This window comes from Bradyrhizobium sp. LjRoot220, from assembly GCF_964252915.1.
Classification (GTDB): domain Bacteria; phylum Pseudomonadota; class Alphaproteobacteria; order Rhizobiales; family Xanthobacteraceae; genus Bradyrhizobium.
In genome coordinates, this window is sequence record NZ_CAXUPS020000003.1 from 173,142 (window position 1) to 198,199 (window position 25,058).

Annotated in this window: 25 protein-coding genes and 1 tRNA gene; 12 read left to right on the forward strand and 14 right to left on the reverse strand. The window is 63.4% G+C overall.

Annotation, left to right across the window (positions count from 1 at the left end; translation table 11 throughout):
- Positions 1-39 precede the first annotated feature (39 nt).
- From ACSQ84_RS14915 to ACSQ84_RS14930, 4 genes are all read left to right on the forward strand, one after another.
- Complete coding sequence (locus ACSQ84_RS14915) at positions 40-1,056, forward strand: taurine ABC transporter substrate-binding protein (RefSeq protein WP_436212444.1); 1,017 nt, start codon at positions 40-42, stop codon at positions 1,054-1,056.
- A gap of 17 nt (positions 1,057-1,073) precedes the next feature.
- A complete protein-coding gene (locus ACSQ84_RS14920) occupies positions 1,074-1,883 on the forward strand; it encodes an ABC transporter ATP-binding protein (protein WP_436212445.1) in 810 nt (269 codons plus the stop codon).
- A gap of 28 nt (positions 1,884-1,911) precedes the next feature.
- A complete protein-coding gene (locus ACSQ84_RS14925) occupies positions 1,912-2,700 on the forward strand; it encodes an ABC transporter permease (protein ID WP_436212446.1) in 789 nt (262 codons plus the stop codon).
- A 165-nt stretch (positions 2,701-2,865) separates the two neighbouring features.
- The gene (locus tag ACSQ84_RS14930) at positions 2,866-3,402 is read left to right on the forward strand and encodes a DUF4112 domain-containing protein (RefSeq protein ID WP_436212447.1); all 537 of its coding nucleotides are present in this window, start codon (positions 2,866-2,868) and stop codon (positions 3,400-3,402) included.
- Positions 3,403-3,614: 212 nt separating this feature from the next.
- On the opposite strand, the gene ACSQ84_RS14935 is transcribed toward ACSQ84_RS14930, so the two are convergent.
- The 5 genes from ACSQ84_RS14935 to msrA all read right to left on the reverse strand — a co-directional run bounded on the left by ACSQ84_RS14935 (position 3,615) and on the right by msrA (position 6,424).
- Positions 3,615-3,899, reverse strand: a complete 285-nt coding sequence (locus tag ACSQ84_RS14935; RefSeq protein WP_192737574.1) for a hypothetical protein — start codon at positions 3,897-3,899, stop codon at positions 3,615-3,617.
- A 247-nt stretch (positions 3,900-4,146) separates the two neighbouring features.
- Entirely contained in the window at positions 4,147-4,311 is a 165-nt protein-coding gene (locus ACSQ84_RS14940) for a DUF3309 family protein (RefSeq protein WP_436212448.1), read from the reverse strand.
- 192 nt (positions 4,312-4,503) lie between these two features.
- Positions 4,504-4,878 carry a hypothetical protein gene (locus ACSQ84_RS14945; RefSeq protein ID WP_436212449.1) on the reverse strand — a complete coding sequence of 125 codons (375 nt, stop codon included), beginning with the start codon at positions 4,876-4,878 and terminating at the stop codon, positions 4,504-4,506.
- A gap of 283 nt (positions 4,879-5,161) precedes the next feature.
- Positions 5,162-5,566 carry a peptide-methionine (R)-S-oxide reductase MsrB gene (gene msrB, locus ACSQ84_RS14950; protein ID WP_436212450.1) on the reverse strand — a complete coding sequence of 135 codons (405 nt, stop codon included), beginning with the start codon at positions 5,564-5,566 and terminating at the stop codon, positions 5,162-5,164.
- A gap of 141 nt (positions 5,567-5,707) precedes the next feature.
- On the reverse strand, positions 5,708-6,424 hold the full coding sequence (gene msrA / locus ACSQ84_RS14955) for a peptide-methionine (S)-S-oxide reductase MsrA (protein ID WP_436212451.1): 717 nt from the start codon (positions 6,422-6,424) through the stop codon (positions 5,708-5,710).
- A gap of 288 nt (positions 6,425-6,712) precedes the next feature.
- On the opposite strand from msrA, the gene ACSQ84_RS14960 reads away from it, so the two are divergent.
- Positions 6,713-8,437 (forward strand): caspase family protein, encoded by a 1,725-nt coding sequence (locus ACSQ84_RS14960; protein ID WP_436212452.1) that lies wholly within the window; start codon positions 6,713-6,715, stop codon positions 8,435-8,437.
- Between the two features lie 145 nt (positions 8,438-8,582).
- Here ACSQ84_RS14960 and ACSQ84_RS14965 read toward each other — a convergent pair whose 3' ends face one another.
- Complete coding sequence (locus ACSQ84_RS14965) at positions 8,583-9,692, reverse strand: ATP-dependent DNA helicase (protein WP_436212453.1); 1,110 nt, start codon at positions 9,690-9,692, stop codon at positions 8,583-8,585.
- Positions 9,693-9,874: 182 nt separating this feature from the next.
- Here ACSQ84_RS14965 and ACSQ84_RS14970 point away from each other — a divergent pair, with 182 nt between their 5' ends.
- Complete coding sequence (locus ACSQ84_RS14970; RefSeq protein WP_436212454.1) at positions 9,875-11,083, forward strand: LLM class flavin-dependent oxidoreductase; 1,209 nt, start codon at positions 9,875-9,877, stop codon at positions 11,081-11,083.
- Positions 11,084-11,118: 35 nt separating this feature from the next.
- Positions 11,119-11,274 (forward strand): hypothetical protein, encoded by a 156-nt coding sequence (locus tag ACSQ84_RS14975; RefSeq protein ID WP_436212455.1) that lies wholly within the window; start codon positions 11,119-11,121, stop codon positions 11,272-11,274.
- Between the two features lie 157 nt (positions 11,275-11,431).
- Here the strand turns inward: ACSQ84_RS14975 and flbD are convergent, their stop codons facing one another.
- From flbD to ACSQ84_RS15015, 8 genes are all read right to left on the reverse strand, one after another.
- A complete protein-coding gene (gene flbD / locus ACSQ84_RS14980) occupies positions 11,432-12,811 on the reverse strand; it encodes a sigma-54-dependent transcriptional regulator FlbD (RefSeq protein WP_436212456.1) in 1,380 nt (459 codons plus the stop codon).
- A 48-nt stretch (positions 12,812-12,859) separates the two neighbouring features.
- A complete protein-coding gene (gene fliN, locus ACSQ84_RS14985; protein ID WP_436212457.1) occupies positions 12,860-13,210 on the reverse strand; it encodes a flagellar motor switch protein FliN in 351 nt (116 codons plus the stop codon).
- 10 nt (positions 13,211-13,220) lie between these two features.
- The gene (locus tag ACSQ84_RS14990; protein WP_436212458.1) at positions 13,221-13,850 is read right to left on the reverse strand and encodes a FliH/SctL family protein; all 630 of its coding nucleotides are present in this window, start codon (positions 13,848-13,850) and stop codon (positions 13,221-13,223) included.
- Positions 13,850-14,932: a flagellar motor switch protein FliG gene (gene fliG / locus ACSQ84_RS14995; protein WP_436212459.1), complete on the reverse strand. Its 1,083-nt coding sequence runs from the start codon at positions 14,930-14,932 to the stop codon at positions 13,850-13,852. Before fliG ends, ACSQ84_RS14990 begins: the two co-directional genes overlap by 1 nt.
- Position 14,933: 1 nt before the next feature.
- Positions 14,934-16,553: a flagellar basal-body MS-ring/collar protein FliF gene (fliF, locus tag ACSQ84_RS15000; RefSeq protein ID WP_436212460.1), complete on the reverse strand. Its 1,620-nt coding sequence runs from the start codon at positions 16,551-16,553 to the stop codon at positions 14,934-14,936.
- Between the two features lie 180 nt (positions 16,554-16,733).
- On the reverse strand, positions 16,734-17,009 hold the full coding sequence (sciP, locus tag ACSQ84_RS15005) for a CtrA inhibitor SciP (RefSeq protein ID WP_002714638.1): 276 nt from the start codon (positions 17,007-17,009) through the stop codon (positions 16,734-16,736).
- A gap of 1,137 nt (positions 17,010-18,146) precedes the next feature.
- Positions 18,147-18,848: a flagellar hook assembly protein FlgD gene (locus ACSQ84_RS15010; protein ID WP_436212461.1), complete on the reverse strand. Its 702-nt coding sequence runs from the start codon at positions 18,846-18,848 to the stop codon at positions 18,147-18,149.
- An 11-nt stretch (positions 18,849-18,859) separates the two neighbouring features.
- Complete coding sequence (locus ACSQ84_RS15015) at positions 18,860-20,458, reverse strand: flagellar hook-length control protein FliK (RefSeq protein ID WP_436212462.1); 1,599 nt, start codon at positions 20,456-20,458, stop codon at positions 18,860-18,862.
- Positions 20,459-20,888: 430 nt separating this feature from the next.
- Here ACSQ84_RS15015 and mnmA point away from each other — a divergent pair, with 430 nt between their 5' ends.
- The 5 genes from mnmA (at position 20,889) to ACSQ84_RS15040 (ending at position 24,770) form a co-directional block, all read left to right on the forward strand.
- The gene (gene mnmA / locus ACSQ84_RS15020) at positions 20,889-22,091 is read left to right on the forward strand and encodes a tRNA 2-thiouridine(34) synthase MnmA (RefSeq protein WP_436212463.1); all 1,203 of its coding nucleotides are present in this window, start codon (positions 20,889-20,891) and stop codon (positions 22,089-22,091) included.
- A gap of 35 nt (positions 22,092-22,126) precedes the next feature.
- Positions 22,127-22,765 (forward strand): class I SAM-dependent methyltransferase, encoded by a 639-nt coding sequence (locus ACSQ84_RS15025; RefSeq protein ID WP_436212464.1) that lies wholly within the window; start codon positions 22,127-22,129, stop codon positions 22,763-22,765.
- A gap of 42 nt (positions 22,766-22,807) precedes the next feature.
- Positions 22,808-23,173 carry a hypothetical protein gene (locus tag ACSQ84_RS15030; RefSeq protein ID WP_436212465.1) on the forward strand — a complete coding sequence of 122 codons (366 nt, stop codon included), beginning with the start codon at positions 22,808-22,810 and terminating at the stop codon, positions 23,171-23,173.
- Positions 23,174-23,275: 102 nt separating this feature from the next.
- Positions 23,276-23,352: transfer RNA gene (locus ACSQ84_RS15035), tRNA-Met, on the forward strand.
- Between the two features lie 386 nt (positions 23,353-23,738).
- On the forward strand, positions 23,739-24,770 hold the full coding sequence (locus ACSQ84_RS15040) for an alpha/beta fold hydrolase (protein ID WP_436213082.1): 1,032 nt from the start codon (positions 23,739-23,741) through the stop codon (positions 24,768-24,770).
- Positions 24,771-25,058: the final 288 nt, after the last annotated feature.

Below are 25,058 nucleotides of genomic sequence, written 5' to 3' on the forward strand. Positions count from 1 at the left end.
GGACCACACCCATTCCCCTCTTTGTTCAGGAGACGGCCAATGATCCGCTTCGCTCGATCGCTGTTGTTTGTTGCCAGCCTTGCCCTTGCGCCGCTTCACGCCGTATCGGCCCAGGATTTGAAGCCGATCAAGATCGGCTTCCAGACCGGGGAGATCAACGTCATTCTTTCCTATGCGTTGGGCTCCGGGCTGTTCAAGGCAAATGGCCTCGATGTGAAGACCGCCCAGTTTCCGGCCGGCCCGGCCATGCTTCCGGCAATAGCTGCAGGCGAGGTTGATCTTGCCTGGATGGGTGAATTTCCGGCGGTCACCGGCTATTCCAACGGTCTTCCGATCCAGATCCTGTTCATGGAGCGGATCGACGCAACCAACGTGCGGCTTGCGGCGAACCCCGCAGCGGGCATCAAGGAGTTGAGCGACCTCAAGGGCAAACGCATCGGCGTGGCCACAGGATCGACGAGCCATTACCACCTGCTGCGGGCGCTCGAGAAGGCCGGCCTCAAAGCAACCGACGTCACCCTCATCAACCTCACGCCGGCGAACATGCCGCCGGCCTATGTGGCCGGGCAGATCGATGCCGCCTTTGTATGGGAGCCGAACGTCGGCGCCATCGAGCGCGCCGGGGCAAAGCCGATCGCGACGACGAAGAGTCTCGGCATGATCACCGGTGGCGTATGGGCCGCGCGGAAGGCGTTCACGGACGGCAGCCCTGCGACGTTGCAGCTTTTCCTTAAGATCTGGGACCAGGCTCAAAAGGACTACAAGGCCAAGCCCGCCGAGGTGCGCCAGTATGAAGCCAAGCGGATCGACATGGCCTCGGAGCAGTTCGACAAACTCATCGAGGGGCAGGGTGCAGCCCATCCAACCTTCGAGCAGATATTGACCGCCGATTTCATCGGACCTGCCGGCCAGGAGACGAATTCGCGGCTCGGCAAGCATCTGCAGGGCATTGCGGCCTTCCTTGTCGAGGAGAAGCGTATCCAGGCCGCTCCCGCCGACTGGTCGGGACTGCTTTATACCAGGCCGGTTCAGGCCTACGTTGCGGGCCTCAAATGAATCCGGGCGCCCGCGTCTTGAGCATCGTACCTGACAAGTCCGTGGAATTGACTGTGGACGAAGCCGGCGCGCTCGCCTCGGCCAGGCCGATGCTCAAGTTCGAGCGGGTCGGCTTCGAGTATGACGGCCGCTCGATCATGCGCGACGTCTCCTTCGCCGTTCGCCCCGGTGAACTTGTCGCACTGCTGGGACCATCGGGGTGCGGCAAGACCACGATACTCAATTTGGTAGCGGGATTTATCCAGCCAACCGAGGGCGTCGCGTTCATCGACAACCGCGACATCGCCGGCCCGGGTCCGGATCGCGGCGTCGTATTTCAGGCTGCCGCGCTGTTCAACTGGATGACCGTCGCGGACAACATTTCGTTCAGCCTGCGCTGCGCAGGTCGCCCGAAGGCGGAGCGCCAGCAGGTTGCGGAGGAGATGGCGGCGCTGGTCGGGCTCTCAGGCTTCGAGAACGCCTATCCCTACCAGCTGTCAGGCGGCATGCGGCAGCGAGTCGGCCTTGCGCGCGTGCTCGCCGCGAAACCCAAAGTCATGCTGATGGATGAACCGTTCTCCGCCCTCGACGTGCAGACGCGGGAGGTACTGCAAGAGGAGGTGCTGCGGATTCGCGAGCGCACCGGCTGCACCATCCTGTTCGTCACCCACAGCATCGACGAGGCGGTATTCCTCGGCGACCGGATTTTTCTGCTCACCGATCTGAAGGACGGTGCATTCGACGAGTTGGCGGTCGACTTGCCGTCTCCGCGCGACAGCGGCGAAAACCGCTTGCATCCGGCGTTCATTCGTCTGCGCGAGATGATCTATCGGAAGATGCGCCATTGACCATTTTCATTTGCCGTGAGGGCTTCGCATGAACTCCACCGCGATCAAGGCAAGGCGGCAGTATGTGGCGCTGGCAATCCTCTCGCCGCTCACGATCTTTCTGCTCTGGACTTTCGTTACGCTGCAAGGTGCCGTACCGCCGACCATCCTGCCGTCGCCGGGAGCGGTCGCAACCAGCTTCCTCGACATGATTCAGCGCGGTTATTCCGGTGTGGGAATCTGGACGCATATCGGTGCCAGCCTTTGGCGGGTCGGTATTGCGTTCGTGGCGGGCTCCGTGCTCGGTATTGCGTTGGGACTTCTGCGCGGCCGCGTTCCGGCGATCGACGCGCTTTTCATCGTGCCGTCCGAGTTGGTGCGGCCGATCCCGCCACTCGGCCTCATTCCGCTTTTCATTCTGTGGTTCGGCATCGGCGAACTGTCGAAGATCTTGCTGATCTTCCTTTCGGTGTTCCTGATCATGATGGTCAATTCGCAGGCCGGCTCACGCTCCTGCGCGCTCGACGCGCTCAGGGCGGCGCAATCGATGGGCGCCAGCCGCTGGCAGACGTTCCGCTTTGTCGTGCTGCCGTCCGCCTTTCCGCAAATCATGACCGGCCTTCGCATCTCCATGGGCACGGCGCTGACGATCCTCGTGGCCTCCGAACTTCTCGGTGGCGATCGCGGGCTTGGATTTGTGATTCTCGATGCGAGCAGTTTCTTCCGCACCACCTATGTTTTTGCCGGCATCATTCTGATCGGCCTCATCGGTCTGATCAGCGACCGGGGCATTGCCTATCTCGCGCGGCGCATCGTGCATTGGGAAGGGAAGAGCTGATCGTGTCGCTCTCCAGGATCTAGGCTTTCGCGAGGCCCGCCGAGCTGATGCGCGCGCAGGAATGGCGAAGCGTCGTGCGACGACCTGTCCGGCCGAAGCTCAACGAGCGAAGGCGGAAAGCGATAATTTGACGCAACTTGCGGGCTCGGTTCGCGTTACCATCTGATGACCATGTCAAACGACGATATCTATACGCCCCAGCGGCAGCGCACCGGGCGGCCTTCGTCAGGCCGCGCGAAGGCCCAGGGGCCGGTCATCGACCAGGAGGGGCGGGAAATCCCCGACGAGGGCCTGCGTGGGCAGTTCGAAGGTTTTCGGATCGACTTCGGACATTCCAGCGCCAACCCGTTCGGCAATCTAACGCGGGAGCAGCGGTTGGCGCGGCTGGAAGCGCTGTCGAAATTGCTCGACGTCGCCTTCATCGTGCCGGGCACCAACATCCGCTACGGCATCGACGGCCTGATCGGGTTGATCCCCGTGGTCGGCGACATCATCACGACCGCGATCTCGCTGTGGCTGGTGCGCGAGGCGCGCGCGCTCGGCGCGCCCTGGCACATCACGACGCGGATGCTGGCAAATGTCGCGCTCGATGGCGTGGTCGGCCTGGTGCCGGTCGCGGGCGATGCCTTCGACGTCATGTTCCGTGCCAACGTCCGCAACGTGCGGATGCTCAAGCGCTGGCTCGACAAGCAGCCGCGCTAATGCGTGACTTCGTCTTTTCGTCATGGCCGGGGCATAGCCGTCCAAAGGACGGCGTCGCTTCCGCTCGCCTATGTCCCGGCCATCCACGTCTTTCTTGCTGAAGTGAAGCAAAGACGTGGATGCCCGGCACAAGGCCGGGCATGACGGAGTCTACACGCGAAAAAATATGCCCCCGGACAATGTCCGAGGGCATTTCCCAGATAAGCGAATGTTTACGCGGCGTCGGCGTTGGTTTCGGTCGCGGCCGGCGCACGGGGGCGGCGCGTCAGCGGGAAGGCTTCGCTCTCATAGAGCGTGCGGATGCCGCTCTGATCGAAGCGTGCTTCCTCGACCTGCAGATACGCGCCGTTCAGCGAGTCCGCCGGCAATTCCTCGATCGCGAAGCGAACCGCTTCGGCCGCGGTGCCAAAACGCCGATATGCAAAGCCCGCCCGCTTCTTCTTGCGGATCGCGGCAGGAAACAGTTCGGCGGCGGTATCGTAGCTGAATGGACGCATGGTTTGTGACCTCAATCTTTTTGGCTCGTTCGTCGAGCGAGTGTGGATTGGATGACGGTGGGCCGCTATCCCGGGCGGCGCGCCGTGCACGTCATTTCGACCCCCAATATAAGCTTCTTTGACAGAAATGCGACTCCTGATGGTGCAGATCGGGGGTGATGATGAATCCGCGCATGGCTCGCGGCACCGGCTATTTGGGGCCGTTTCGGCCAGAAATAAGTCCTGTTATTTCAATGGCCTACGGGGCCTAAAGTTTGCGCAGCAGCACCAGGATGAGCAGCACGATCAGGATCACCCCGACCAGCCCCATGCCGGAATGGCCATAGCCATAGCCATAGCCGCCAAAACGGCCGGAGAAGCCGCCGAGCAGGAAAATAATCAGGATGATGATGAGTATCGTGCCAAGCGACATGGCGGCCTCCCCCGAAACGCGGCCGGCGCCCGGCAAAGCGCCCCGCGGCCCGGAATGAAAGCACATTCCAGGCCGCGAGTCCTCGCTCCGCCGAAAGGGGTGTTGTCATTCCGGGATGGTCCGAAGGACCAGACCCGGAATCTCGAGATCCCGGGTTCGCTTCGCGCCCCGGGATGACGCGCTAAGCGCGCGTCACTTCTTGCTCTCGTCGATCGGCAGCACCTTCAGCGGCGTCGCATAGGGCTCGACGCGCAGCGAGTCCGACGCGAGCAGGCCGATCCTGTGCAGCGGCGCCTGTTCGAGATCGCCCGAAGCGGATTTGTGCACGGCGTAACGCCACACGCTCATCGAGCCCTTGGCGACCAGCATCTTGGCGATGCCGCCGGCGTTCCTGCCGTCGATCTGCGCCAGGTCGTCCTCGGCGAGGCCGATGACGATTTCATCCTTGGCGGTAATGACCTTGAACAGGGAGACCTTGTCGGCGGCAAAAGCAGGCTGGATCACAACGCTCTCCATGATGAGGGTGGCAAGCCCAAGACCGGCCAGCAGACGTTTGGATAGTGGCATCTGAACTTCCTTGTTTGCGCGCCGGGCAAACCGGGAGAAGCACCGTTGAAAAATGAAAAACCCCGCGCGACCAGCTCTTGGTCGCACGGGGTCGGAGATGAGTTCGAATGAAAAGAGAAATATGCCGGTGAGCTGCCCAGCCTCGTCCGCCGTCATGGCCGGGCATAGCCGTCCCAAAGGACGGCGTCGCTTCCGCTCGCCTATGTCCCGGCCATCCACGTCTTTCTTGCTCGCGGCACTATAGACCTGGATGCCCGGGAGCCCGGGCATGACGAGAAGCAAATTACTTCGGCTGCAGCTTCAGTGCGGCCGAGTTGATGCAGTAGCGCAGGCCGGTGGGCCCGGGGCCGTCCTCGAAGACGTGGCCGAGATGGCCGTTGCATTTCGAGCACAGAACTTCAGTCCGGATCATGCCGTGGCTGATGTCGCGTTCCTCGTCGACATGGCTTTCTACCGCGGGCGCAGTAAAACTCGGCCAGCCGCAGCCGGAATCGAACTTGGCGTCGGACTCGAACAGCGTCTGCCCGCAGCCGGCGCAGATGTAGGTGCCCTTGCGGTGCTCATGCTCGTATTCGCCGGAGAACGGCCGCTCGGTCGCCTTTTCGCGCAGCACCGCATACTGCATCGGCGTCAGCTCGCGGCGCCACTCGGCTTCGCTCTTCTCTACCTTGGTCTTGGTGTCGGACATGGAGTCTCCTTCATATTTGATCGTCATTGCGAGCGAAGCGACTTGTCCGCCGTAGCTCAACGAGCGAAGGCGGAAGCAATCCATGCCGCAACACGAGGAGAGATGGATTGCTTCGTCGCTTTGCTCCTCGCAATGACGAATTTAGTTGGTGGCCTTGGCACTGCTCACCAGCGTCGGCTTATCGAGGTAGTCGCTCGCAAAGACCTTCTTGAGGTTATGGACCTTCGGGATGTCGTTGAAGGCTATATAGGGCTGGTTGGGGTGCAGCGTCATGTAATCCTGGTGATAGGCCTCCGCCGGATAGAACGCCTCCAGCGGGCCGACCTTGGTCACGATCGGTTTCTTGTAGACCTTGGCGGCATTGAGCTGGGCGATATAGGCCTCCGCCACCTTCTTCTGCTCGTCGCTGGTGGTGAAGATCGCCGAGCGATATTGCGCGCCGGTGTCCGGGCCCTGGCGGTTCAGCTGGGTCGGGTCGTGCACGACCGAGAAGAAGATCTGCAAAATCTTGCCGTAGCTGATTTTCTTCGGGTCGTATTTGACCTCGACCACTTCGGCATGATTTGTGGTTCCCATCGAGACCAGGTTGTAGTTGGCGGTGGCCTTGGTGCCGCCGGCATAACCGGACACGGCATTGACCACGCCCGCGGTGTGCTGGAACACGCCCTGGACGCCCCAGAAGCAGCCGCCGGCAAGGACGGCGGTTTGCATGCCGCTGGCGGGCGCGACGTCGGCGGCAGGCGGGGGGATAATCACGGCTTCTTCCGCGGCGTGCGAAGGGCTGACCGTAAACGCGGCAATGGCGAGCGCGCCGATCGCGGCGGCGCACAGCGAAAGGCGGTAGTGGCGAGGGGACATGGGTTCCTCTTTGAGCTGTTGGAAGGGAGTTTAGGCCAGGAGCCGCGTTTCGCAATCGGCGCAGTCTCCTCCGATACGCCGAGATACGGGGCCGGGCTCATTTTGTTACGGCTCGGCCCACACGGTTTCGTGAATAAACCCGCGCTGGCGCAACGATTTAGAGGAGGATTCAGGGGACACGTAAAGCGTGATGTTTGGCCGCCCTTGACCGGGCCTCGCGTCCCTTCCCACAATGAACCGCCAGTCGCCTGCGGCGACCAAGAAACAATGCGCCGGAGCGTTCTGCCAATGTTGCGCGCCATTCTCCTGGCCGTCGTCACCCTCGCCGCCGCGGTAAGTGCGCGGGCGGCGGGCGATATCGATACCTGCCGAAACCAGCAGGCGGAACCTGCAGCTAGGCTGGCAGCCTGCGAGACCGTCATTGCCGACGACAAGATCACCGGCAAACCCAGGGCCGGCGCCTTCTGGGTTCGCGGCGATTCCCTGATGAAGAAGCGCGACTATGACGGTGCGATCGCGGCTTTCAGCGCGGCGCTCGATGTCGAATCCGACAACGCCGCCTATTTGAATGCACGCGGCCTCGCCTATGGCTACAAGGGCGACGACGAGCGTGCACTGGCTGACTACGAACGGAGCCTGAAGCTGCGGCCGAATTATGCGAGCCCCTATAACAATCGGGGCCTGATCTTCATGCGAAAGGGCGACCTCGATCGCGCCTTCGCGGAATTCGATGCTTCGGTCAAGCTGCCGGCCAACAATACCGGCCGCTATATCCATCTCTTCAACCGCGCCCGGGTGCAGACCTATCGACAACAGTACGAAGCGGCGCTGGCCGATTTCGCCGAGGCACAAAAGCTTGACCCGGAAGCTCCGCAGGTCGCGATCTACCGCTGCATCACCTATACCGCGATGGGAAAATTCGATCAGGCGCTGGCGGATTGCAATGCGACGCTGGCAAAGACGCCGACGTCGATCTACACACTGACCAACCGCGGCAATATCTACCGGGCCAAGGGCGACCTCGACGCCGCGCTGAAGGATTACGACGCGGCGCTCAAGATCAACCCGAACTACATCCGTGCGCACGCCTATCGCGGCCAGCTGTTCGAAAAACGCCGCGACGAGGCTGCGGCGCGTGCCGACTACCGCGCCGCCAGCGCGGCGCTGACCAAGTTCGACGAGATCGATACCGCGATTGCGCGCCGTCTCGCCAGGGAACGCCTCGCCGTGCTGATGGGAACGGCGCCGCCACCATCCGCCGCGGCCAAACCGGCTCCGGGAAAGACCGCAGCGCCCGTGCCGTCAGGCCCGCGCAAGGTCGCCCTGATCGTCGGCAACAGCGCCTACAGGAATGTGCAGCCGCTCGCCAATCCGGCGCGCGACGCCAAACTGATCGCGTCGACGCTTCGCGAGCTCGGCTTTGCGACCGTCACGCTGGCGCCCGACCTGACCCGCGACAAGTTTTTCGCGGCCCTGCACGAGTTCGGCACCCAGGCCGAAAAGGCCGATTGGGCGGTGGTCTATTATGCCGGCCACGGCATGGAGATCGGCGGCGTCAACTATCTGATCCCGACCGACGCCAAACTCGCCGCCGACCGCGATGCGGAGACGCAGGCCGTGGCGCTCGAGCAATTGATCGCTGCGGTTTCCGGCGCGCGCAAGCTTCGTCTGGTGATCCTCGATGCCTGCCGCGACAATCCGTTCCAGAAGACCATGCAGCGGACCATTGCGCTAAAACTGGTCAACAAGGGTTTTTCCAATATCGAGCCGGAGGCCGGCTTCATGGTGGTCTATGCCGCCAAGCACGGCGAGACCGCGCTCGACGGCGATTCCGTCAACAGCCCGTTCGCGACCGTGCTGGCGCGTGAACTCAGGACGCCGAAAGTCGAGGTGCGAAAACTGTTCGATATCGTCCGCGACGACGTCTGGACGATGACCAAGCGTGCGCAGCAACCCTTCACCTACGGCTCGCCGCCGGGAAGGGAAGATTTTTACTTCGTGGTGGAAAAATAAGTCGCTCCTCATGGTGAGGAGGTGCGCTTGCGCCGTCTCGAACCACGAGGCCGTACTGTGGCCATCCTTCGAGACGCGTGCAAGATGCGCGCTCCCTCGGTGAGCGCAAAGCGCTCATCCGGGGATGAGGTCTGAATATGCGGGTCTAAACCACCACGCTCAGCCGCTTCGCGGCGCGCGTGATGCCGGTGTAGAGCCAGCGGGCGCGGCTATCCTGGAAGGCAAAGCTTTCGTCGAACAGCACCACGTCGTCCCATTGCGAGCCCTGCGACTTGTGCACGGTCAGCACGTAGCCATAGTCGAACTCGTCATAGGGCTTGCGCTGTTCCCACGGGATGGTCTCGATGGCGCCGCCAAAACATTCGCCGCGCACCGAAACCTTGGTCACCTTGTGGCCGAAATCCTCATCGGGCGACAGCCGCATCGTGATGATCTTCGATTTCGACTGCGCGCGCGATTTCACCCGCCACAGCCCGCCGTTGAACAGGCCTTTCTTGCGGTTGTTGCGCAGGCAGACCAGCTTGTCGCCGGCCACCGGCAACGGGTCTTCGATGTTCTGCTTCTGCCGCACCCGCATGTTGTAGGCGCGGCGGGTGTTGTTGCGTCCGACCAGCACCTGGTCGGCGCTCATCACGCGCTCCGGGTCGAGCTCGTTGCGCGACACCACTTCGCTCTCGCCATGGCGGCCGATTTCGAGTTCGCGGCCCTCGCGGATATCCATCGACATCCGCACGATCGGATCGTCCTGCGCCTGGCGATGCACCTCGGTCAGCATCGCATCGGGCTCGCAATCGGTGAAGAATCCGCCGCCCTGGATCGGCGGCAATTGCGCGGGATCGCCGAGCACCAGCAGCGGACAGTCGAACGACATCAGATCGCGGCCGAGCTCGGCATCGACCATCGAACATTCGTCGATCACGATCAGTTTCGCCTTCGAGGCCGGCGCGTCGTCCCACAGTTCAAAACTCGGCTGTTCGACGCCGGATTCGCGGGCGCGGTAGATCAGCGAATGGATGGTAGAAGCGTTGTCGCAACCCTTGTTGCGCATCACCAGCGCGGCCTTGCCGGTGAAGGCCGCGAATTTCACCTCGCCGTCGACGCCGTCAGCGATGTGCCGCGCCAACGTGGTCTTGCCGGTTCCGGCATAGCCGAACAGGCGGAATACCGGCGGCGTGCCGTTCTTGCCGGGCTTTGCCTTCATCCAGTCGGCAACGGCCTTCAGCGCGGAATCCTGATGCGGCGTAAACGTGGTCATGGGGTCTCGGAAGGGGCGAGCGGGCCAGCTATTGGCCGCGACTCAACGGACACTCAAACTAATCATTCGCGCGTTCCATGCAAGCCGGCTTCCGCGGCGCGGAATTGGAGTTTCACGGCCGAGGCTAGACTCGGGCCTGGTGGCGAATACACTGCAACAAAACAACAATCGGGAGCGACGTCATGAAGTTCGGCATCTTTTACGAGCTGCAACTGCCGCGCCCATGGCAAGAGGGCGATGAGCTGCGGCTCTATCAGAACGCCCTGACGCAGCTCGAGACCGCCGACCGCCTCGGCTATGACCATGCCTGGGTGGTGGAACATCATTTCCTGGAAGAATATTCGCATTCGCCGTCGCCGGAATCGTTCTTGGCCGCCGCCTCCCAGCGCACCAAAAAGATTCGGCTCGGCCACGGCATTTTCCAGCTCACCACCAACCATCCCGCCCGCGTCGCCGAGCGCGTCGCGGTGCTCGATCTGCTCAGCAACGGACGCTGCGAGTTCGGCATGGGCGAGAGCGCCTCGATCACCGAACTGACGCCGTTCGGCCGCGACATGGAAACCAAGCGCGAGGTGTTTGAGGAGGCCGTCGCCGCGATCTTTCCGATGTTCACCAAAGTGGGCACCGAGCATCACGGCAAATATTTCGACATTCCGTTGCGCAACGTGGTGCCGAAGCCGGTCCAGAAGCCTCATCCGCCGCTGTGGATGGCGTGCTCGCAATTGCCGACCATCGAACGCGCCGGCGAGAACGGCTTTGGCGCACTGGGCTTTCAGTTCGTCAGCGCGGAGGCGGCGCATGCCTGGGTGCACGCCTATTACAACGCGATCACCAAACGGCTGAAGAAACTCGCCGACTACGAGATCAACCCGAACATGGCGCTGGTGTCGTTCTTCATGTGCGCCAGAACCGACGAGGAGGCGCGCGCCCGCGCCGACGGCGCCACTTTCTTCCAGTTCGCGCTGCGCTATTATGGCGCGTCGCAGAACCGGCAGCGCCCCGACCCCGGCACCGTCAACATGTGGGACGAGTACAACAAATGGAAACGCGACAATCCGGAGGCGCAGGAGGCAGCCTTGCGCGGCGGCCTAATCGGCTCACCGGAAACCATCCGCAAGAAACTGCGGCGGTTTCGGTCGTCGCACATCGATCAGGTGATCCTGCTCAACCAGGCCGGCAAGAACAGCCACGAGCACATCTGCGACTCGCTCGAATTGTTCGCCAGGGAAGTGATGCCGGAATTCCAGAATGATCCCGAGCATGAGGCCTGGAAGGCCGGCGTCATGAGCGGCGCGATCCAGCTGGAGGAAATCGACACCGAGGCCTTCAGGGATCGCTATGGCAAACTGGCGGTGAGCGTCGCGCCAGCGAAGGTTGCGGCGGCGGGATAGTTTCGCAATTGTTATCAACGTGATACATTAGTGCGATGAAGCGGATCGCCACTTGGGCATTTTACGGCGTCGGCGCGATCGCGATCGCGTACCTCGCACTGTACGCCTACGCTGTCTTCACCGGGCGCGACCTGCAGCCCGGCGATCCCATTCACATTTTCCGTAAGCCGGACGCGCCGAGTTATTCGTGATGTTTCGTGTCCCGGACGCGGTGCAGCGTCCTCCTGGCGATGCGAAGCATCGTCCAGTACGCTGCTCCGCAGAGCCGGGACCCACGCAGGACCCCGGATCAGAAGCGCTCCACGCCGCTAACGCGGCGCGCTGCGCAGCATCCGGGGAACGCAGCCGCTAGCCCGCCGTCGCAAAGCGCTGATAATCCCCGGAGCCTGCCGGCGTGACCGGTATTCCGCCGTCGGCATATTCGTTCAGCTTGTTGCGCAGCGTGCGGATCGAAATGCCGAGGATGTTGGCCGCGTGGGTGCGGTTACCGAGGCAGTGCTTGAGAGTTTCGAGGATCAGATCGCGCTCGACGTCGGCAACCGTGCGCCCGACCAGCGCACGCGTGACCTGTTCGGCGGCGAAGGTGGCGTGCGCCACGGCCGGCGCGGTCTTGGCCAGGTCGAGACGGTCGCCATCCGGGGTCAGGATGGCATCGGCGCCGATCTCGTCGCCCTGCGCCATCAGCACCGAGCGGTGCATGGTATTTTCCAGCTCACGGACGTTGCCCTGCCAGCGGTTGGAGGTCAGCACCTGCCGCGCCTCGGCGGAGATCGGGCGCAGCGGTACGCCATTGGCATCGGAATATTTCTTGGCGAAGTGATGCGCCAGTTCGATGATATCCGCCGGCCGGTCGCGCAGCGCCGGGATCTTCAGATTGACGACGTTGAGCCGGAACAGCAGATCCTCGCGGAAGGTGCCTTCGCGCACCGCATCGGCCAGATTGCGGTTCGAGGTCGCGATGATGCGGATATCGACCGGGACCGGCCTGGTGCCACCGACGCGGTCGATGACGCGCTCCTGGATCGCGCGCAGCAGTTTCGATTGCAGCCGCACGTCCATCTCGGAAATTTCGTCGAGCAGCAGCGTGCCGCCGGTGGCTTCCTCGAATTTGCCGATGCGCCGCGCCACGGCCCCGGTGAAGGCGCCCTTCTCGTGGCCGAACAGTTCGGATTCCAGGAGGTGCTCGGGGATCGCCGCGCAGTTGATCGAGATGAACGGCCGCTTGGCGCGCTGCGAGCGGGTGTGAACGTAGCGCGCCAGCACTTCCTTGCCGGTACCGGATTCGCCGGTGATCATGACAGAGGCGTCGGAGCCGGCGATCTGCTGCGCCAGCTTGACCACCTTGCCCATCGCTTCGTCGCGATAGATCAGGTCGCGGGAATCGTTGGCGACGGCGGCGAGCACGGCGGCGATCAGTTCCGGATCGGGCGGCAGCGGGATGTATTCCTTGGCGCCGGCGTGGATCGCGGCGACCGCGGCGCGGGCGTCATTGGAGATGCCGCAGGCCACGATCGGCACATGGATGTGCTCGGCTTCGAGCCGCATCACCAGGTCGCGGATATCGAGCGCGACGTCGACCAGCATCAGGTCGGCGCCCTTGCCGCCGCGCAGCACCGCCATCGCCTGTTCGATCGTCTCGGCGTGGGTCACCGAAGCGCCGTTGTCCATCGCGATCTTGGTGGCCGTCGTGAGCTGGCCCTTCAATGTGCCAACGATGAGAAGCCGCATCATAGTCTCCTGTTCGTCTGTTCGCGCCGCTTATGCGCGTGCCGTTGTTTAGTTGCGTTCCGCCTTGATGATTTCCGTCATGGTGACGCCGAGCTTGTCTTCCACCAGCACGACTTCGCCGCGCGCCACCAGCCGGTTGTTGACGTAGATATCGATCGCTTCGCCGACCCGGCGGTCGAGTTCGAGCACGGTGCCGGGGCCGAGCTTCAACAGTTCGCCGACGTCCATCTTGGAGCGGCCGAGCACCGCCGAGACCTGCACCGGCACGTCGAACACGGCCTCCAGATCGGCCGCGATGCGCGAGGCCTGTTCGTCGTCATTGTAGGCCAGGTCGTCGGCCGGCGTCGGGTCGGCGGCGTTGAGGTCTTGCAGCGGGACCTGGGTATCGGTGTCGCTCATGGTTCAGTCCTCATGGCCTTCCGGCCTGATCGCGGGACGCCATGTAGCGCCCGACAAGTTCGTTGATCTTGGCTTCGATGGCCGCGCGCTCCAGCACCACGCCGCCGTCGGCCCATTCGATCCGGCAGTCGCCGGTTGCGATGCCAGGCTCGGCCAGGATCACCAGCCGGCCTTCGAAGCCGCTCTGCGTGGCCTGCCGCTCGATCTTTTCGCGCGCGACTTCGTACAGCGCGTCGTTGATGCGGACCACGAGGTGCGGCGTCGAAACCAGGTGCGAGAAGCAATCGCCGACCAGTGCCATGATCTCGCCGAGTGGCTCGGCGGCAATCAATTCGCTGCACAGCTTGCGGGCCACCGCGACCGCGACATCGACCGCTTCGGTCTCCATCCGCGCCTCGATGCCGCTATAGCGCGAGGCGATGCCCTTGATCGAAATGCCGATCTCCTCCAGCGCCAGCGCGGCGCGGCGGTCGCTTTCGGCCTTGGCCTCGCGCTGCGCGGCCTCGTAGCCGTCGCGATAGGCGCGGGCCTCGGCCGAGGCGATCTGCTGCGCGATCTCGGCTGGCGTGGCGGGACGCTCGCGCGTCTTGTCCGGCGCTCCGAAGTCCATGTCGAACAGGAATTTTGCGGGTGCGGCCATCAGTACACCAGCTCGTCGTCGGCGCGGTTCTTGGTCAAGGTGATTTCGCCCTTCGCGGCCATGTCCTTGGCGAGGTTGACGAGCAGCGCCTGCGCCTCGTCGACGTCGCGCAGCCGCACCGGTCCCATCGCGGCCATGTCGTCCAGCAGCATCTTGCCGGCGCGGGACGACATGTTGCCGAGGAAGAAGCTGCGGACCTCCTCATTGGCGCTCTTCAGCGCAATGCCGAGCTTGTCCTTGTCGATGTTGCGCATCAGCGTCTGCGCCGAGGCGGTATCGAGCTTGATCAGGTCGTCGAAGGTGAACATCAGCGCCTTGATGCGCTCGGCGGATTCGCGGTTTTCCTCTTCCAGCGAGGTGATGAAGCGGGTTTCGGTCTGCCGGTCGAAATTGTTGAAGATTTCGGCCATCACCTCGTGGGCGTCGCGGCGGCGGGTCTGCGACAAATTGGACATGAATTCGGTCCGCAGCGTCTGTTCGACGCGCTCGATGACTTCCTTCTGCACCGCTTCCATCTTCAGCATGCGGCCGATCACGTCGAGCGCGAGATCCTCGGGCAGGATCGCCAGCACGCGGGCGGCGTGTTCCGGCTTCAGTTTCGACAGCACCACGGCGATGGTCTGCGGGTATTCGTTCTTGAGGTAGTTGGCGAGCACCTCTTCCTGCACGTTGGAGAGCTTCTCCCACATGTTGCGGCCGGCGGGGCCGCGGATTTCGTCCATGATGCCGGTGACGCGCTCGCTCGGCAGGTATTGTTGCAGCAGCCGTTCGGTGGCGTCGAAGGTGCCCATCAGGGCGCCGGAGGCCGACATCCTCGAGACGAATTCGAGCAGCAGGTCTTCGACCACGTCGGCCTCGACGGTGCCGAGCGTCGACATGTGGATCGACAATTCGCGCACCTCGTCGTCGTCGAGCAGCGCCCAGACCTTGCCGCCGTATTGTTCGCCGAGCGCCAGCATCAGGATCGCGGCGCGTTTCGGCCCGCTCAACTTCTGGCCCTTCGGCCGCGCGGCCTGACGGCTCGCCAGCGCCGAGATGACGGTGGTGATGTCGTTGGCGTTTGTGGTTTGAGGTACGGCCATGTCAGCTCGCTTCCGCGCCTTCGCTGAGCCATTGACGAACAATGGACGCGGTCTCGTTCGGATTTCGTTCGGCGAGTTCGCCGACCCGGTGCACGGCCTGGGCGTGGACCTGGCCCTGAACCTGGGCGACGTCGATCAATGCGGCGGCGCCGCCGGCCGGAATCAGGGCCTGGCCGGGCGCGCCTTCGCTGCCGTCGGTCAGCGCCGGCACCGCGGCAGCGCCGGTCAGCGCGGGAATGACTTCGGCGGCCAGGATGCGCTTGACCAGCGGGCGGATCACCATGAACAGCACGACGAGGCCGAGCAGCATCATGACGCCGAGCTCGATGACGTACATGACGTCATCCTTGGTGAACTGGAACATGCCGAGCAGGCCGGTCGGCTCGGCGACCGGGGGCACCGACGGGGCTTCGGCAAAGCGGAGGTTCACGACCTCGACCTGGTCGCCGCGCTTCTGGTCGAAGCCGATCGCCGAGCGAACCAGCGTGGCGATGCGGTCGAGCTGTTCCTTGCTGCGGTCCTGATAGACCATCTCGCCTTTTTCGTTCTTGGCGTAGGCGCCGTCGACCAGCACCGCGACCGAGATCCGGTTGACCCGGCCGGCCTCGGTGACTTCGGTCTTGGTGACGCGGGAAATCTCGTAATTGTTGGTTTCTTCGCTCTTCTTGCTCTGGTCGCGCGCCGGCACGCCGGCGTTGGCCTGGTTGCCGGGCAGTTCGTTGTTGACCGTGACCTGGCCGGTGTCGCCGGCGGTCGCCGAGGATTCCTCGCGGGACTGGCTGGAGCGCAGCACGCGCCCTTCCGGATCGAACTTGTCCGAGGTCTGGGTGACCTTGTTGTAGTCGAAATCGGCGGTGAGCTGGACGCGGGCGCGGCCCTGGCCGACCACCGAGGAGACGATCGCCTCGACCTCGTTGCGCATCCGTTTCTCGAAGGCGGTGCGGCGTTCGTCGCCGCTGGCGCCCTCGGCGTTGCCGCTGGCGCCGTCGGCCAAGAGCCGGCCGCCCTCGTCGACGATCGACACCCGCTGCGGCTTCAGCCCGTTGACGGCGGAAGCGACCACGTGGCGGATGGCGCGGATCTGCTGCGGTTCGAGGCTGCCGCGCACCCGGACCACGATGGAAGCCGACGGCTCCGGGATTTCGCGCGAGAACAGCGGCCGTTCCGGCAGCACCAGGTGGACCCGGGCGGCCTGGATGCGGTCGATGGCGCGGATGGTGCGGGAGAGTTCGCCCTCCAGCGCGCGCAGATGATTGATGTTCTGGACGAAGCTCGTGGTGCCGAGCGCGTCGGATTTGTCGAAAATCTCGTAGCCGACGCCGCCGCCCTTGGGCAGGCCGCCCTCGGCCAGCTTCATCCGCAGCCGCGTCACCTTGTCCTTCGGCACCATGATCACGGCGCCTTCGTTGCGCATTTCGAACGGGATCGCCTGGCGCTCCAGGTCCTTGATGATGCTGGAGGAGTCTTCGGCCGTAAGATCGGTGAAGAGGGTGGTCATCTGCGGCGTCGTGACGCGCATGATGACGAACGCGAAGAAGCCGATCAGGGCTGCGGTCACCGCGACCATCGCCATCAGCCGCGACGCGCCGAGGCCTCTCAGGAAAGCAACGAGACTTTGCACCAACCGCCCCCAGGGATTCGGCCAGGATTCGTACCCTGGGACCGACTGGGCAATTATTGCCTAGGGGATGGTTTCCATATGGTTAACGATCGTTAAAGACGGCGAAGATATGTTCGGCATGAAAAAAACCAGCTTCGCAAAACGAAGCCGGTTTTCATCAAGTCTTCCGGTTTGGCGGGTTTATTGCCGGTATTGCTGGATGCGGGTGGTCCGCAAGCCGGCCAGGCCGTGCTGATCGATGGAGAACTGCCAGGACAGGAACTCGTCCACCGTCAGCGTGTAGCGGCTGCAAGCCTCCTCGAGGGAGAGCAGGCCGCCGCGAACCGCGGCAACGACTTCGGCCTTGCGGCGGATCACCCACCGCTTGGTGCCGGGCGCGGGCAGGTCCGCAATAGTTAATGGACTACCGTCAGGCCCGATGACGTATTTTACCCTCGGGCGATGGGGTTCTGTCATGGCGTACTCACAAACTCTCAACCACTGAACTCACGGTAACAACCTACGCCTGCCGACTTAAAATTTGCCTAAGCCCAAGGGTTCAATACGAATCTCGTTGAAACTGACGGGAACTGGGGGGCGGGGCGGGGCGTCTGGGGGAGGCGGGGCGGGGAGAGCTGGGTAGGGCGGATTGGAGCCGACGACATCGGCGGTAGCTCCACAAGCGAAAGTGGAAGGCGTAATCCGCCATTCAGGCAAATCACCCTCGGGTCATCGCTGTTCGCTGAACGTCTCCGCTCGCCAAGTGCGCAAGCGCGACCATCATTCGATATGGAGCGTAGGGTAGCACTGACCGTTGGCGTTATAATCGGTGCGGCGGATTACGCCTTCGGCTCAATCCGCCTTATAGGCTACGGGCTTACGGGGTGCAGTCTATTTCCTTCGTTAGCGTTCCCCCTACTACAGATGCACGACCAACCTGCCGACTACTGCGGCTCGCATCGACTCCTGTTTAGAATCTTCAGCACGACGATTTCCGCACCTTGCGAAGTGTTCGCCTGCGGGTAGAAGATTCCACGCACCAAACAATCGTTTGGCGCGATAGCCACCTCGTAACCGAGGTCCAAACGGGGTGGTATCGTGTAGGGGAGAATTTTGCCGTCGAAGATAAAGGCGTATCGAGTCTCCTCGGTGTCCCCCCTCATTGTGGCCTTCGATATCGCGCATATGTAGTCAGCGCCGGATATTTTCGCCGATGCAAGGGTGCCCTTGGCTGAGCCAACGACAGCGTGCGTTGCGACGTCGAATACAGCTCGTAGGGCGGATTGGAGCCGAAGGCGTAATCCGCCATGTCGGCTACAGCACGACTCTAACATGCGCTATTGCGGATCTCATGCCGAATTATCCTCGCGCCTTCAGAGACGGCGGATTACGCCTTCGGCTCCAATCCGCCCTACTGACGTTGCTGCGCCGCCTCCCACGCAAGCGTAATTTCGCAACCGGGTTGCGAAATGTGAATTCGAAGTCTTGCCTCCGTCATTGCGAGCGCAGCGAAGCAATCCATGCCTCAGCAAGCGGATAGATGGATTGCTTCGCTGCGCTCGCAATGACGCGGAGAGAGAATGCGCTGCGTCATCGCCGGTTCGCTAGGCCGCGCTAGGTCGAACTCGTCGTTGGCCGCACCACGCGCTTGATCTTGTCGGTCGTGTAGTTTTGCCCGCCGATCGAAAGCAGCGGCGGGGAGGCGCTGAGATCGACCGAATCCACGATGCCCTGGACTTCGGTTGATATCGCCACGTTGTTGCCCGAACTGTCCTTGCCGGTGGCGGACAGGGTGTAGGCGCCGGCCGGCCATTGCACGCCGTCATTGCCTCTGCCGTCCCAGACGAAACTGGCATTGCCCTGTTTCAGCGTGTAGTTGCCGGTGTAGGCCGTCTGTCCCGCCGAGTTGGTGATCGTGATCACCGCGGAGGTGTCCTTGTCGGTCTTGAAATTCCAGGTCGCGGATTTGTCGAACTGCGCCTTGCTGCCGTCGACCGCCACCGTGTTGCCGACATAGACCAGCGCCTGAGTCGCCTGGGCGCTCTTTTCGATTTCGAGCAGCGCCTTCAGCTGCTCGTTGGATTTGAGCTGCTGCTCGACGCCGGCGAACTGCACCAGCTGCTGGGTGAACTGGTTGGTGTCGAGCGGATCGAGCGGGCTCTGGTTCTGCAGCTGCGTCGTCAGCAGGGTCAGAAAGGTCTGGAAATTATCGGCGAGTCCCGCCGACGTGGTCGAACTCGTCGAACTGCTGGAACTCGACTTTCCGGTTCCGGGCGCCGAGACGATTGTCGTCGGCATCGTTGCATCGACTGCCATGGCACTCTCCTTTAGATCCTGATGTCGACGCCGCCGCTCGCTCCGAGCATGCGGCCGTAGTTGCGGCCGGCAACCGCCGGCGGAACGCTGTCTTCTTCGCTGACGACCAGGCGATGGGCGTTGGGATTGGACTGGTTGCCGTCGTTCTGGCCTTGCGAGGATTGATCGCGCAGGCTGAACTGCAGCCCGCTGTTGCCGGTCGAAAGTCCGGCATTGTCGAGCGCGCGCTGGAGCTGGTTGGCGTCCTGACGCAGCATCGACAATGTTTCGGGGCGTTCCACCGTCAGATGCGACGTCACCTGGCCGTTGCGATCGACATCGATGCGGACGTCGATGCGGCCAAGCTCGGCCGGATCGAGTCGGATTTCAAAGCGGCTCTTGCCGCTCCTGGCCGATGCGGCGATTTCCATCGCAAGCCCGCTGAGCGGCACCGCCGCGCTCGTCGCCACGGCGACGTTGAGCTGAGGAGCCGGAGCCGATGCGGTGGAAGCCGCCGGCTGCTGCGTCTGAATCGCGCTTGTCGCCTGCAAGCCGTTGTTGGGTGCGCTGGCCAGCGTCTGGCCGGCGTCGGCTGTCACCGAATGCGCGTGTGCGGCCGCATTGGCCGATGGTGCCGGGGCGCCGTTGCCTGCGACTTCCGGCTTGGCGGCGTCGATGACGCCGTTCTCGGCTTTCGGCTGGCCTGCGACCTCCGCCGCGGGCGCGGCGGCGGGAACGATGCTGCCGGGTGCTGCCGCGGCAGCGGCCGTAGTGCCGGCAGCCTTGTCGGGCTCGCCTGATGTCGCAGTGGCTTCCTTCGCAACGACCGGCGTTTTGGCTTGCGTTGCGGTTTTCGTCATGCCGGCAGTCGTGGCAACTGCAGAAGCGGCCAATGCAATGGCTGATGTGACCGTGGTGTCGGCAGACGTGGCTTGCGTGGTGACGGCGACGCTGGCTGCGGTGTGGGCATCGAGCTTTGTGCCCTCCGCCTTGGCGGCGGTAGCGGTCGCGACCGGATTTGCGCTGGCATGGGTTGCCGGAGCGGTTGCCCCGGTGAGCGAGGCGGCGGCGGCAATGGCGGCCGCGGCGATGGCCAGCGGCGCCGTCGCGGTGTCGGCTGCGGGCTTTGCACTTGAGGCTTCCGCAGTCGCGGCAGCGACGGGAATCACCGTGGCAACGGCGTTGGCCGTTACGATGGCTGCCGTATCCTGGTTCGCTTCGGTCTGATCGCTGGCCGCAGCGCTTTCGCCGGAAGCGGGTTTTGCTTCGGCCTTGGTCTCATCCGGTTTCGAAATGTCGGAATTGGAAGTGTCAGATTTGAAAGTGTCGGATTTGGCGGAATCCGATTTCGCCCTGGAGCGGCGGCTTGCGTCCGTCTGGGCGCCAGTCTTGGCGTCCGCCTCGGCCTTGTCGCGGGCATCGCGGTTGCTGGACTCCTGGCGCGCGTCGCTGCGCGCGGCCTTGTCGGAAGCGGCTTTGTCCGATGCGGCGGCGCTATCGCGCGCCCGGTTGTCCGCCAGGCTGTGCGAATCGTCGGCGCGTCGCGGCGCGGTGTCCTGGGAGCGGTTGTCGCTATTGCCCGCGGCCTTATTGCTGTCGACCAGCGCGGCAAAGCTGTCGTTTCCGGCCATCTGGTCGGACTCCGGCCGCCCCGACCTCGCCGGCGGGCCTTGAAAAGACACGTTTGCCAATACGTCTGACGTGACACTAACCACGGGTGACCCTCGCGCTGAAACCTTGGCTATCCCTTCAGCAAGGACCGGGCCACGCCAGATTTACAAAAAATATCATTTAGTTTCAAATACTTAAATAAATGTTGGGTTGGCCGCAGCGGCCTCGGGCCAACCCCCTTTTCTGCCCGGCGGCAAGATTTGCCGTCTCAATACCGGCCCAGGGCCTGCCCGGCTGATTGCCTCCCGGGAATACGGCCTATATTAAAGAGCGGCTTCCGGTCCGGCGCGATCCGGCCGGGCGCGCTATAAGGCCTTATATATAAAAGGCTTTTTTGAACTCTGGCCGCGCGGCGCTGCTGCCCTCGCGATTGAAGACGATTGACCTGCCATGCCCAACAGTCTGGACCTCGAAGGCCGCCCCCAGGACACCCGGATTGTGGTCGCCATGTCCGGCGGCGTCGACTCGTCGGTGACGGCTGCCTTGCTGAAGTCCGAGGGCTACGACGTGGTCGGCATCACGCTGCAGCTCTACGACCACGGCGCGGCCACCCATCGCAAGGGCGCCTGCTGCGCCGGCCGTGACATCCACGACGCCCGCAATGTCGCCGAGCGGATCGGCATTCCGCATTACGTGCTGGATTACGAAAGCCGTTTTCGCGAGTCGGTGATCGACAATTTCGCCGACAGCTATGCGCTCGGCGAAACCCCGGTGCCGTGCATCGAGTGCAACCGCTCGGTCAAGTTTCGCGACCTGCTGGCGACCGCGCGCGAGCTTGGCGCCAGCGCGCTCGCGACCGGGCACTATGTCGCCTCGCGCCGCCTCGCCGGCGGATCGCGGGCGCTGGTGTGTGCGGCCGATGCCGATCGCGACCAGAGCTATTTCCTGTTCGCGACCACGCGCGAGCAGCTCGACTATCTGCGCTTTCCGCTCGGCGACATGACCAAACCGGAAACGCGCGAACTGGCGCGGCGCTTTGGCCTCGAAGTTGCCGACAAGCAGGACAGCCAGGACATCTGCTTCGTGCCGACCGGACGCTACACCGACATCATCGGCCGCCTCAAGCCGGGCGCGATCGAGCCCGGCGACATCGTCGATCTCGACGGCCACGTCATCGGCCAGCATCAGGGCATCGTTCATTTCACCGTTGGCCAGCGCAAGGGACTGGGCATCGCCGCAGCCGCGCCGCTCTATGTCGTCAAGCTCGATGCCGCCAGCCGCCGCGTCGTGGTGGGACCGCGCGAGGCGCTGCGGATGGATCGCATTCGGCTGCGCGACGTCAACTGGATCGGCGATGGTCCGCTCGAACAGGTGATCGGCGCAGGCATCGAGATGTTCGTGCGCGTGCGCTCGACGCGGCCGCCGCAGCCGGCGTGGCTGCGCGCGGTCGATGGTGGCTATGAAGTCGAGCTTGTCGCCGGCGAAGAGGGCGTTTCGCCGGGCCAGGCTTGCGTGTTTTACGATGCGCCCGCGGGGCAGGCGCGCGTGCTCGGCGGCGGATTTATCAGGAGTGCCACCGCGCGGAACGCCGCGGCGAGGGCAGGGACACCGGCGGCAACTTCACCGCCGCTCGCCGAGGTGATGCGCGGCTAGTAAGAATTGGGGCTTGAGGGCGGGGGCTTGAGGCAATGACTGCGGACATCGACCGCGATGGGGTCGAAAAGGCTTATGGGCGCTGGGCGCCGGTCTACGATCTCGTGTTCGGCAAGGTGTTCGAGCACGGCCGTCAATCGACGATCGCGGAAGCCGACAAGATCGGCGGCCGCATTCTCGACGTCGGCGTCGGCACCGGACTGTCATTGTCGGATTATTCGCGCAGCACCAAATTATGCGGCGTCGATATTTCAGAGCCGATGCTGCGCCGGGCGCAGCAGCGGGTTCGCGCGCTCGGCCTTTCCAATGTCGAAACGCTCGCGGTGATGGACGCCAAGAATTTGGCGTTCAAGGATTCCTTCTTCGATGCCGTGGTGGCGCAGTATGTCATCACCGCGGTGCCGGATCCGGAAGCGACGCTGGATGATTTCATCCGCGTGCTGAAACCCGGCGGCGAACTCATCCTGGTCAACCACATCGGCGCCGAAAGCGGGCCGCGCCGCATCTTTGAACTCGCCTTCGCACCGCTGGCGCGGCGGCTCGGCTGGCGGCCGGAATTCCCGTGGGAACGCCTGACCAATTGGGCGGCCAAACATGGCGGCGTCAGCCTGACGGAGCGGCGGCCGATGCCGCCGATGGGGCATTTTTCACTGATCCGCTTCCGCAAGTCGTGAAATCACCCGGGAACCTCCGCGGCCGCGGACCGTTTTCCCTGCATGGCAATAAAACGCTCGCTCTTTTTGTCGTGTGTTCTGATGGCGGCCTCCGGCATGGCGGTGGCGCAGGCCCCGCCGGGTCCGACCACGCCCCCGGCACCGACCGCACCGCCATCGACCGCGCGGTCCGCCAATTGTGCGCCGATGCTGCCCGCGCCACAATCCGGCCAATCGGCGCCGGAAGGCACCACCACCGGTCAGCGGGCCGAGTCGCTTGGCGAGCGGCTGGCGCGCTCCGATGGCGTGCTGTGCCCGCCCGCCGGCATTGATCCCGAAATGCACGCGCCGGCCCCGAATGGCAGCAAAACCCCGGTGATTCCGCCGCCCGGCAGCCCCGGCGGCGATCCCTCGATCCGGCCCAAATAGCGCCGTTTCGAGCGGATCGGGTTTGCTTGACAGGTCCCCGACCGGCTCCTTATATGCCGCGCGTTCGCGACTGCGGTATATAAAGCCGTGACGGTGAACCGTGGCGAGGTAGCTCAGCTGGTTAGAGCACGGGAATCATAATCCTGGGGTCGGGGGTTCGAGTCCCTCTCTCGCTACCAAATTTTCCCGGTAAGTCCCTGTCGTCTTTCGCCCAGACTGATCGCTGTTGAGCTTGAGGGAGCGCCGTCTCCACGTCAGGCGGTGGTGCGGCCCGAATTGCGCCCCTTGAGCCGGTCGACTTCAATAGCAATAGCAAAACAGCCCGGCGCGTTGCTCCCGTGGCCTGATGGATCGCCGGCTAACACCTTGGTCGTAGGTCGCCGCCTTTGAAGACGATAGGCCCTCGCGATCATTCCCAAGATCATCTCGCGGATACGTCGTGGAAAACGCGCGCTTATGCCGGTCAGGCGGGTTCGCTCGAACCGCCGCGCTGGGAAAGCATCCGAGAGCGAACGGAGGCGGATTCCACAGCAATTGTTCAACGGAAGCATGTGGAGAGGTTCTGATGGCTAACGATTTCAATGAGGAACGGCGGCACCTGCTCGGCGCAGCGGCCGCCACCTTCGCGTTTGCTCAGCTTGGCTTGGGTGCGGCACAGGCCAAACCGGCCAATGCATCGAGGAGCAATGGGCCAGCGGCGCAATTTGGTCCGCTCAGGCAGATCGATGCAGGTGTGCTCAATGTCGGTTATGTCGACGCGGGGCCGCCAGACGGTCCGGTGGTCATTCTGTTGCATGGCTGGCCCTATGACATCCACGCATTCGTCGAGATTGCGCCAATCCTGACCGCAAAGGGATTTCGGGTTATCGTTCCGCATCTGCGCGGCTATGGCACAACACGATTTCTTTCCAGCGACGCACTTCGCAATGGCCAGCAGGCTGCCCTCGGTGTCGACGTCATTGCCCTTATGGACGCTCTCAAGATCGAGAAGGCGCATCTGGCCGGATTCGACTGGGGGGCGCGGACCGCGAACGTCGTCGCCGCGCTATGGCCGGGCCGCTGCAAGTCGATGGTATCGGTGAGCGGCTATCTCATCGGCAGTCAGCAGGCAAACACGATGCCGCTGCCGCCGAAAGCGGAATTGCAATGGTGGTACCAATATTACTTTGCGACCGAGCGAGGCAGGGCTGGATACGACAAATTTCGCCACGACTTTGCCAGGCTGATCTGGCAGATCGCCTCACCGAAATGGCAGTTCGATGATGCGACCTTCGATCGAAGCGCTGCGTCGCTCGACAGCCCGGATCATGTCAGCATCTCGATCCATAATTATCGATGGCGCCTCGGGCTGGCCGAAGGCGAGGCGAAGTATGACGATTTGGAAAAGAAGCTGGCTATAGCGCCGGTCATTTCCGTTCCGACGATCACCCTTGAAGGGGATGCCAACGGTGCGCCCCATCCCGACAGCACCGCCTATGCCAGGAAATTCTCAGGCAAGTATCAGCATCGTTTGATCAAAGGCGGGATCGGCCACAATCTTCCGCAGGAAGCGCCGCAGGCATTTGCCTCCGCGGTCATCGATGTCAGCAAATACTAGGTTCGGCGAGCGCAGTCGCGCGTACCCCGGTCTGGATGCCGATTGCGGCGGGGCATGGCAGCATGCCCGCCGCCGATGTGCGTGGATAAGGGCGCGGAAGTAGATTGTCCCGTACTGCTCCAGTGATTGAGAGCGCGGACTAACACCAAGGTGTTAGTCCAAGGTCCAACAGCACGATTTGATGCCGACGCGGTTTGCGGCACCTGTCATCTCCAGCGCGAACTCCCTGCAGGTCCGTTTGGTCCGGAGCCAATGGACGCCTTCCCGAGTTCGCTTCGTGTCAGTCCC

Excerpts from the sequence above, each read along its gene's own strand:
- ACSQ84_RS14915 (WP_436212444.1), top strand. The coding sequence starts at position 40 with ATGATCCGCTTCGCTCGATCGCTGTTGTTTGTTGCCAGCCTTGCCCTT.
- ACSQ84_RS14925 (WP_436212446.1), top strand. The coding sequence starts at position 1,912 with ATGAACTCCACCGCGATCAAGGCAAGGCGGCAGTATGTGGCGCTGGCA.
- ACSQ84_RS14930 (WP_436212447.1), top strand. The coding sequence starts at position 2,866 with ATGACCATGTCAAACGACGATATCTATACGCCCCAGCGGCAGCGCACC.
- ACSQ84_RS14935 (WP_192737574.1), bottom strand. The coding sequence starts at position 3,899 with ATGCGTCCATTCAGCTACGATACCGCCGCCGAACTGTTTCCTGCCGCG.
- ACSQ84_RS14940 (WP_436212448.1), bottom strand. The coding sequence starts at position 4,311 with ATGTCGCTTGGCACGATACTCATCATCATCCTGATTATTTTCCTGCTC.
- ACSQ84_RS14945 (WP_436212449.1), bottom strand. The coding sequence starts at position 4,878 with ATGCCACTATCCAAACGTCTGCTGGCCGGTCTTGGGCTTGCCACCCTC.
- msrB (WP_436212450.1), bottom strand. The coding sequence starts at position 5,566 with ATGTCCGACACCAAGACCAAGGTAGAGAAGAGCGAAGCCGAGTGGCGC.
- msrA (WP_436212451.1), bottom strand. The coding sequence starts at position 6,424 with ATGTCCCCTCGCCACTACCGCCTTTCGCTGTGCGCCGCCGCGATCGGC.
- ACSQ84_RS14960 (WP_436212452.1), top strand. The coding sequence starts at position 6,713 with ATGTTGCGCGCCATTCTCCTGGCCGTCGTCACCCTCGCCGCCGCGGTA.
- ACSQ84_RS14965 (WP_436212453.1), bottom strand. The coding sequence starts at position 9,692 with ATGACCACGTTTACGCCGCATCAGGATTCCGCGCTGAAGGCCGTTGCC.
- ACSQ84_RS14970 (WP_436212454.1), top strand. The coding sequence starts at position 9,875 with ATGAAGTTCGGCATCTTTTACGAGCTGCAACTGCCGCGCCCATGGCAA.
- ACSQ84_RS14975 (WP_436212455.1), top strand. The coding sequence starts at position 11,119 with ATGAAGCGGATCGCCACTTGGGCATTTTACGGCGTCGGCGCGATCGCG.
- flbD (WP_436212456.1), bottom strand. The coding sequence starts at position 12,811 with ATGCGGCTTCTCATCGTTGGCACATTGAAGGGCCAGCTCACGACGGCC.
- fliN (WP_436212457.1), bottom strand. The coding sequence starts at position 13,210 with ATGAGCGACACCGATACCCAGGTCCCGCTGCAAGACCTCAACGCCGCC.
- ACSQ84_RS14990 (WP_436212458.1), bottom strand. The coding sequence starts at position 13,850 with ATGGCCGCACCCGCAAAATTCCTGTTCGACATGGACTTCGGAGCGCCG.
- fliG (WP_436212459.1), bottom strand. The coding sequence starts at position 14,932 with ATGGCCGTACCTCAAACCACAAACGCCAACGACATCACCACCGTCATC.
- sciP (WP_002714638.1), bottom strand. The coding sequence starts at position 17,009 with ATGACAGAACCCCATCGCCCGAGGGTAAAATACGTCATCGGGCCTGAC.
- ACSQ84_RS15010 (WP_436212461.1), bottom strand. The coding sequence starts at position 18,848 with ATGGCAGTCGATGCAACGATGCCGACGACAATCGTCTCGGCGCCCGGA.
- ACSQ84_RS15015 (WP_436212462.1), bottom strand. The coding sequence starts at position 20,458 with ATGGCCGGAAACGACAGCTTTGCCGCGCTGGTCGACAGCAATAAGGCC.
- mnmA (WP_436212463.1), top strand. The coding sequence starts at position 20,889 with ATGCCCAACAGTCTGGACCTCGAAGGCCGCCCCCAGGACACCCGGATT.
- ACSQ84_RS15025 (WP_436212464.1), top strand. The coding sequence starts at position 22,127 with ATGACTGCGGACATCGACCGCGATGGGGTCGAAAAGGCTTATGGGCGC.
- ACSQ84_RS15030 (WP_436212465.1), top strand. The coding sequence starts at position 22,808 with ATGGCAATAAAACGCTCGCTCTTTTTGTCGTGTGTTCTGATGGCGGCC.
- ACSQ84_RS15040 (WP_436213082.1), top strand. The coding sequence starts at position 23,739 with ATGGCTAACGATTTCAATGAGGAACGGCGGCACCTGCTCGGCGCAGCG.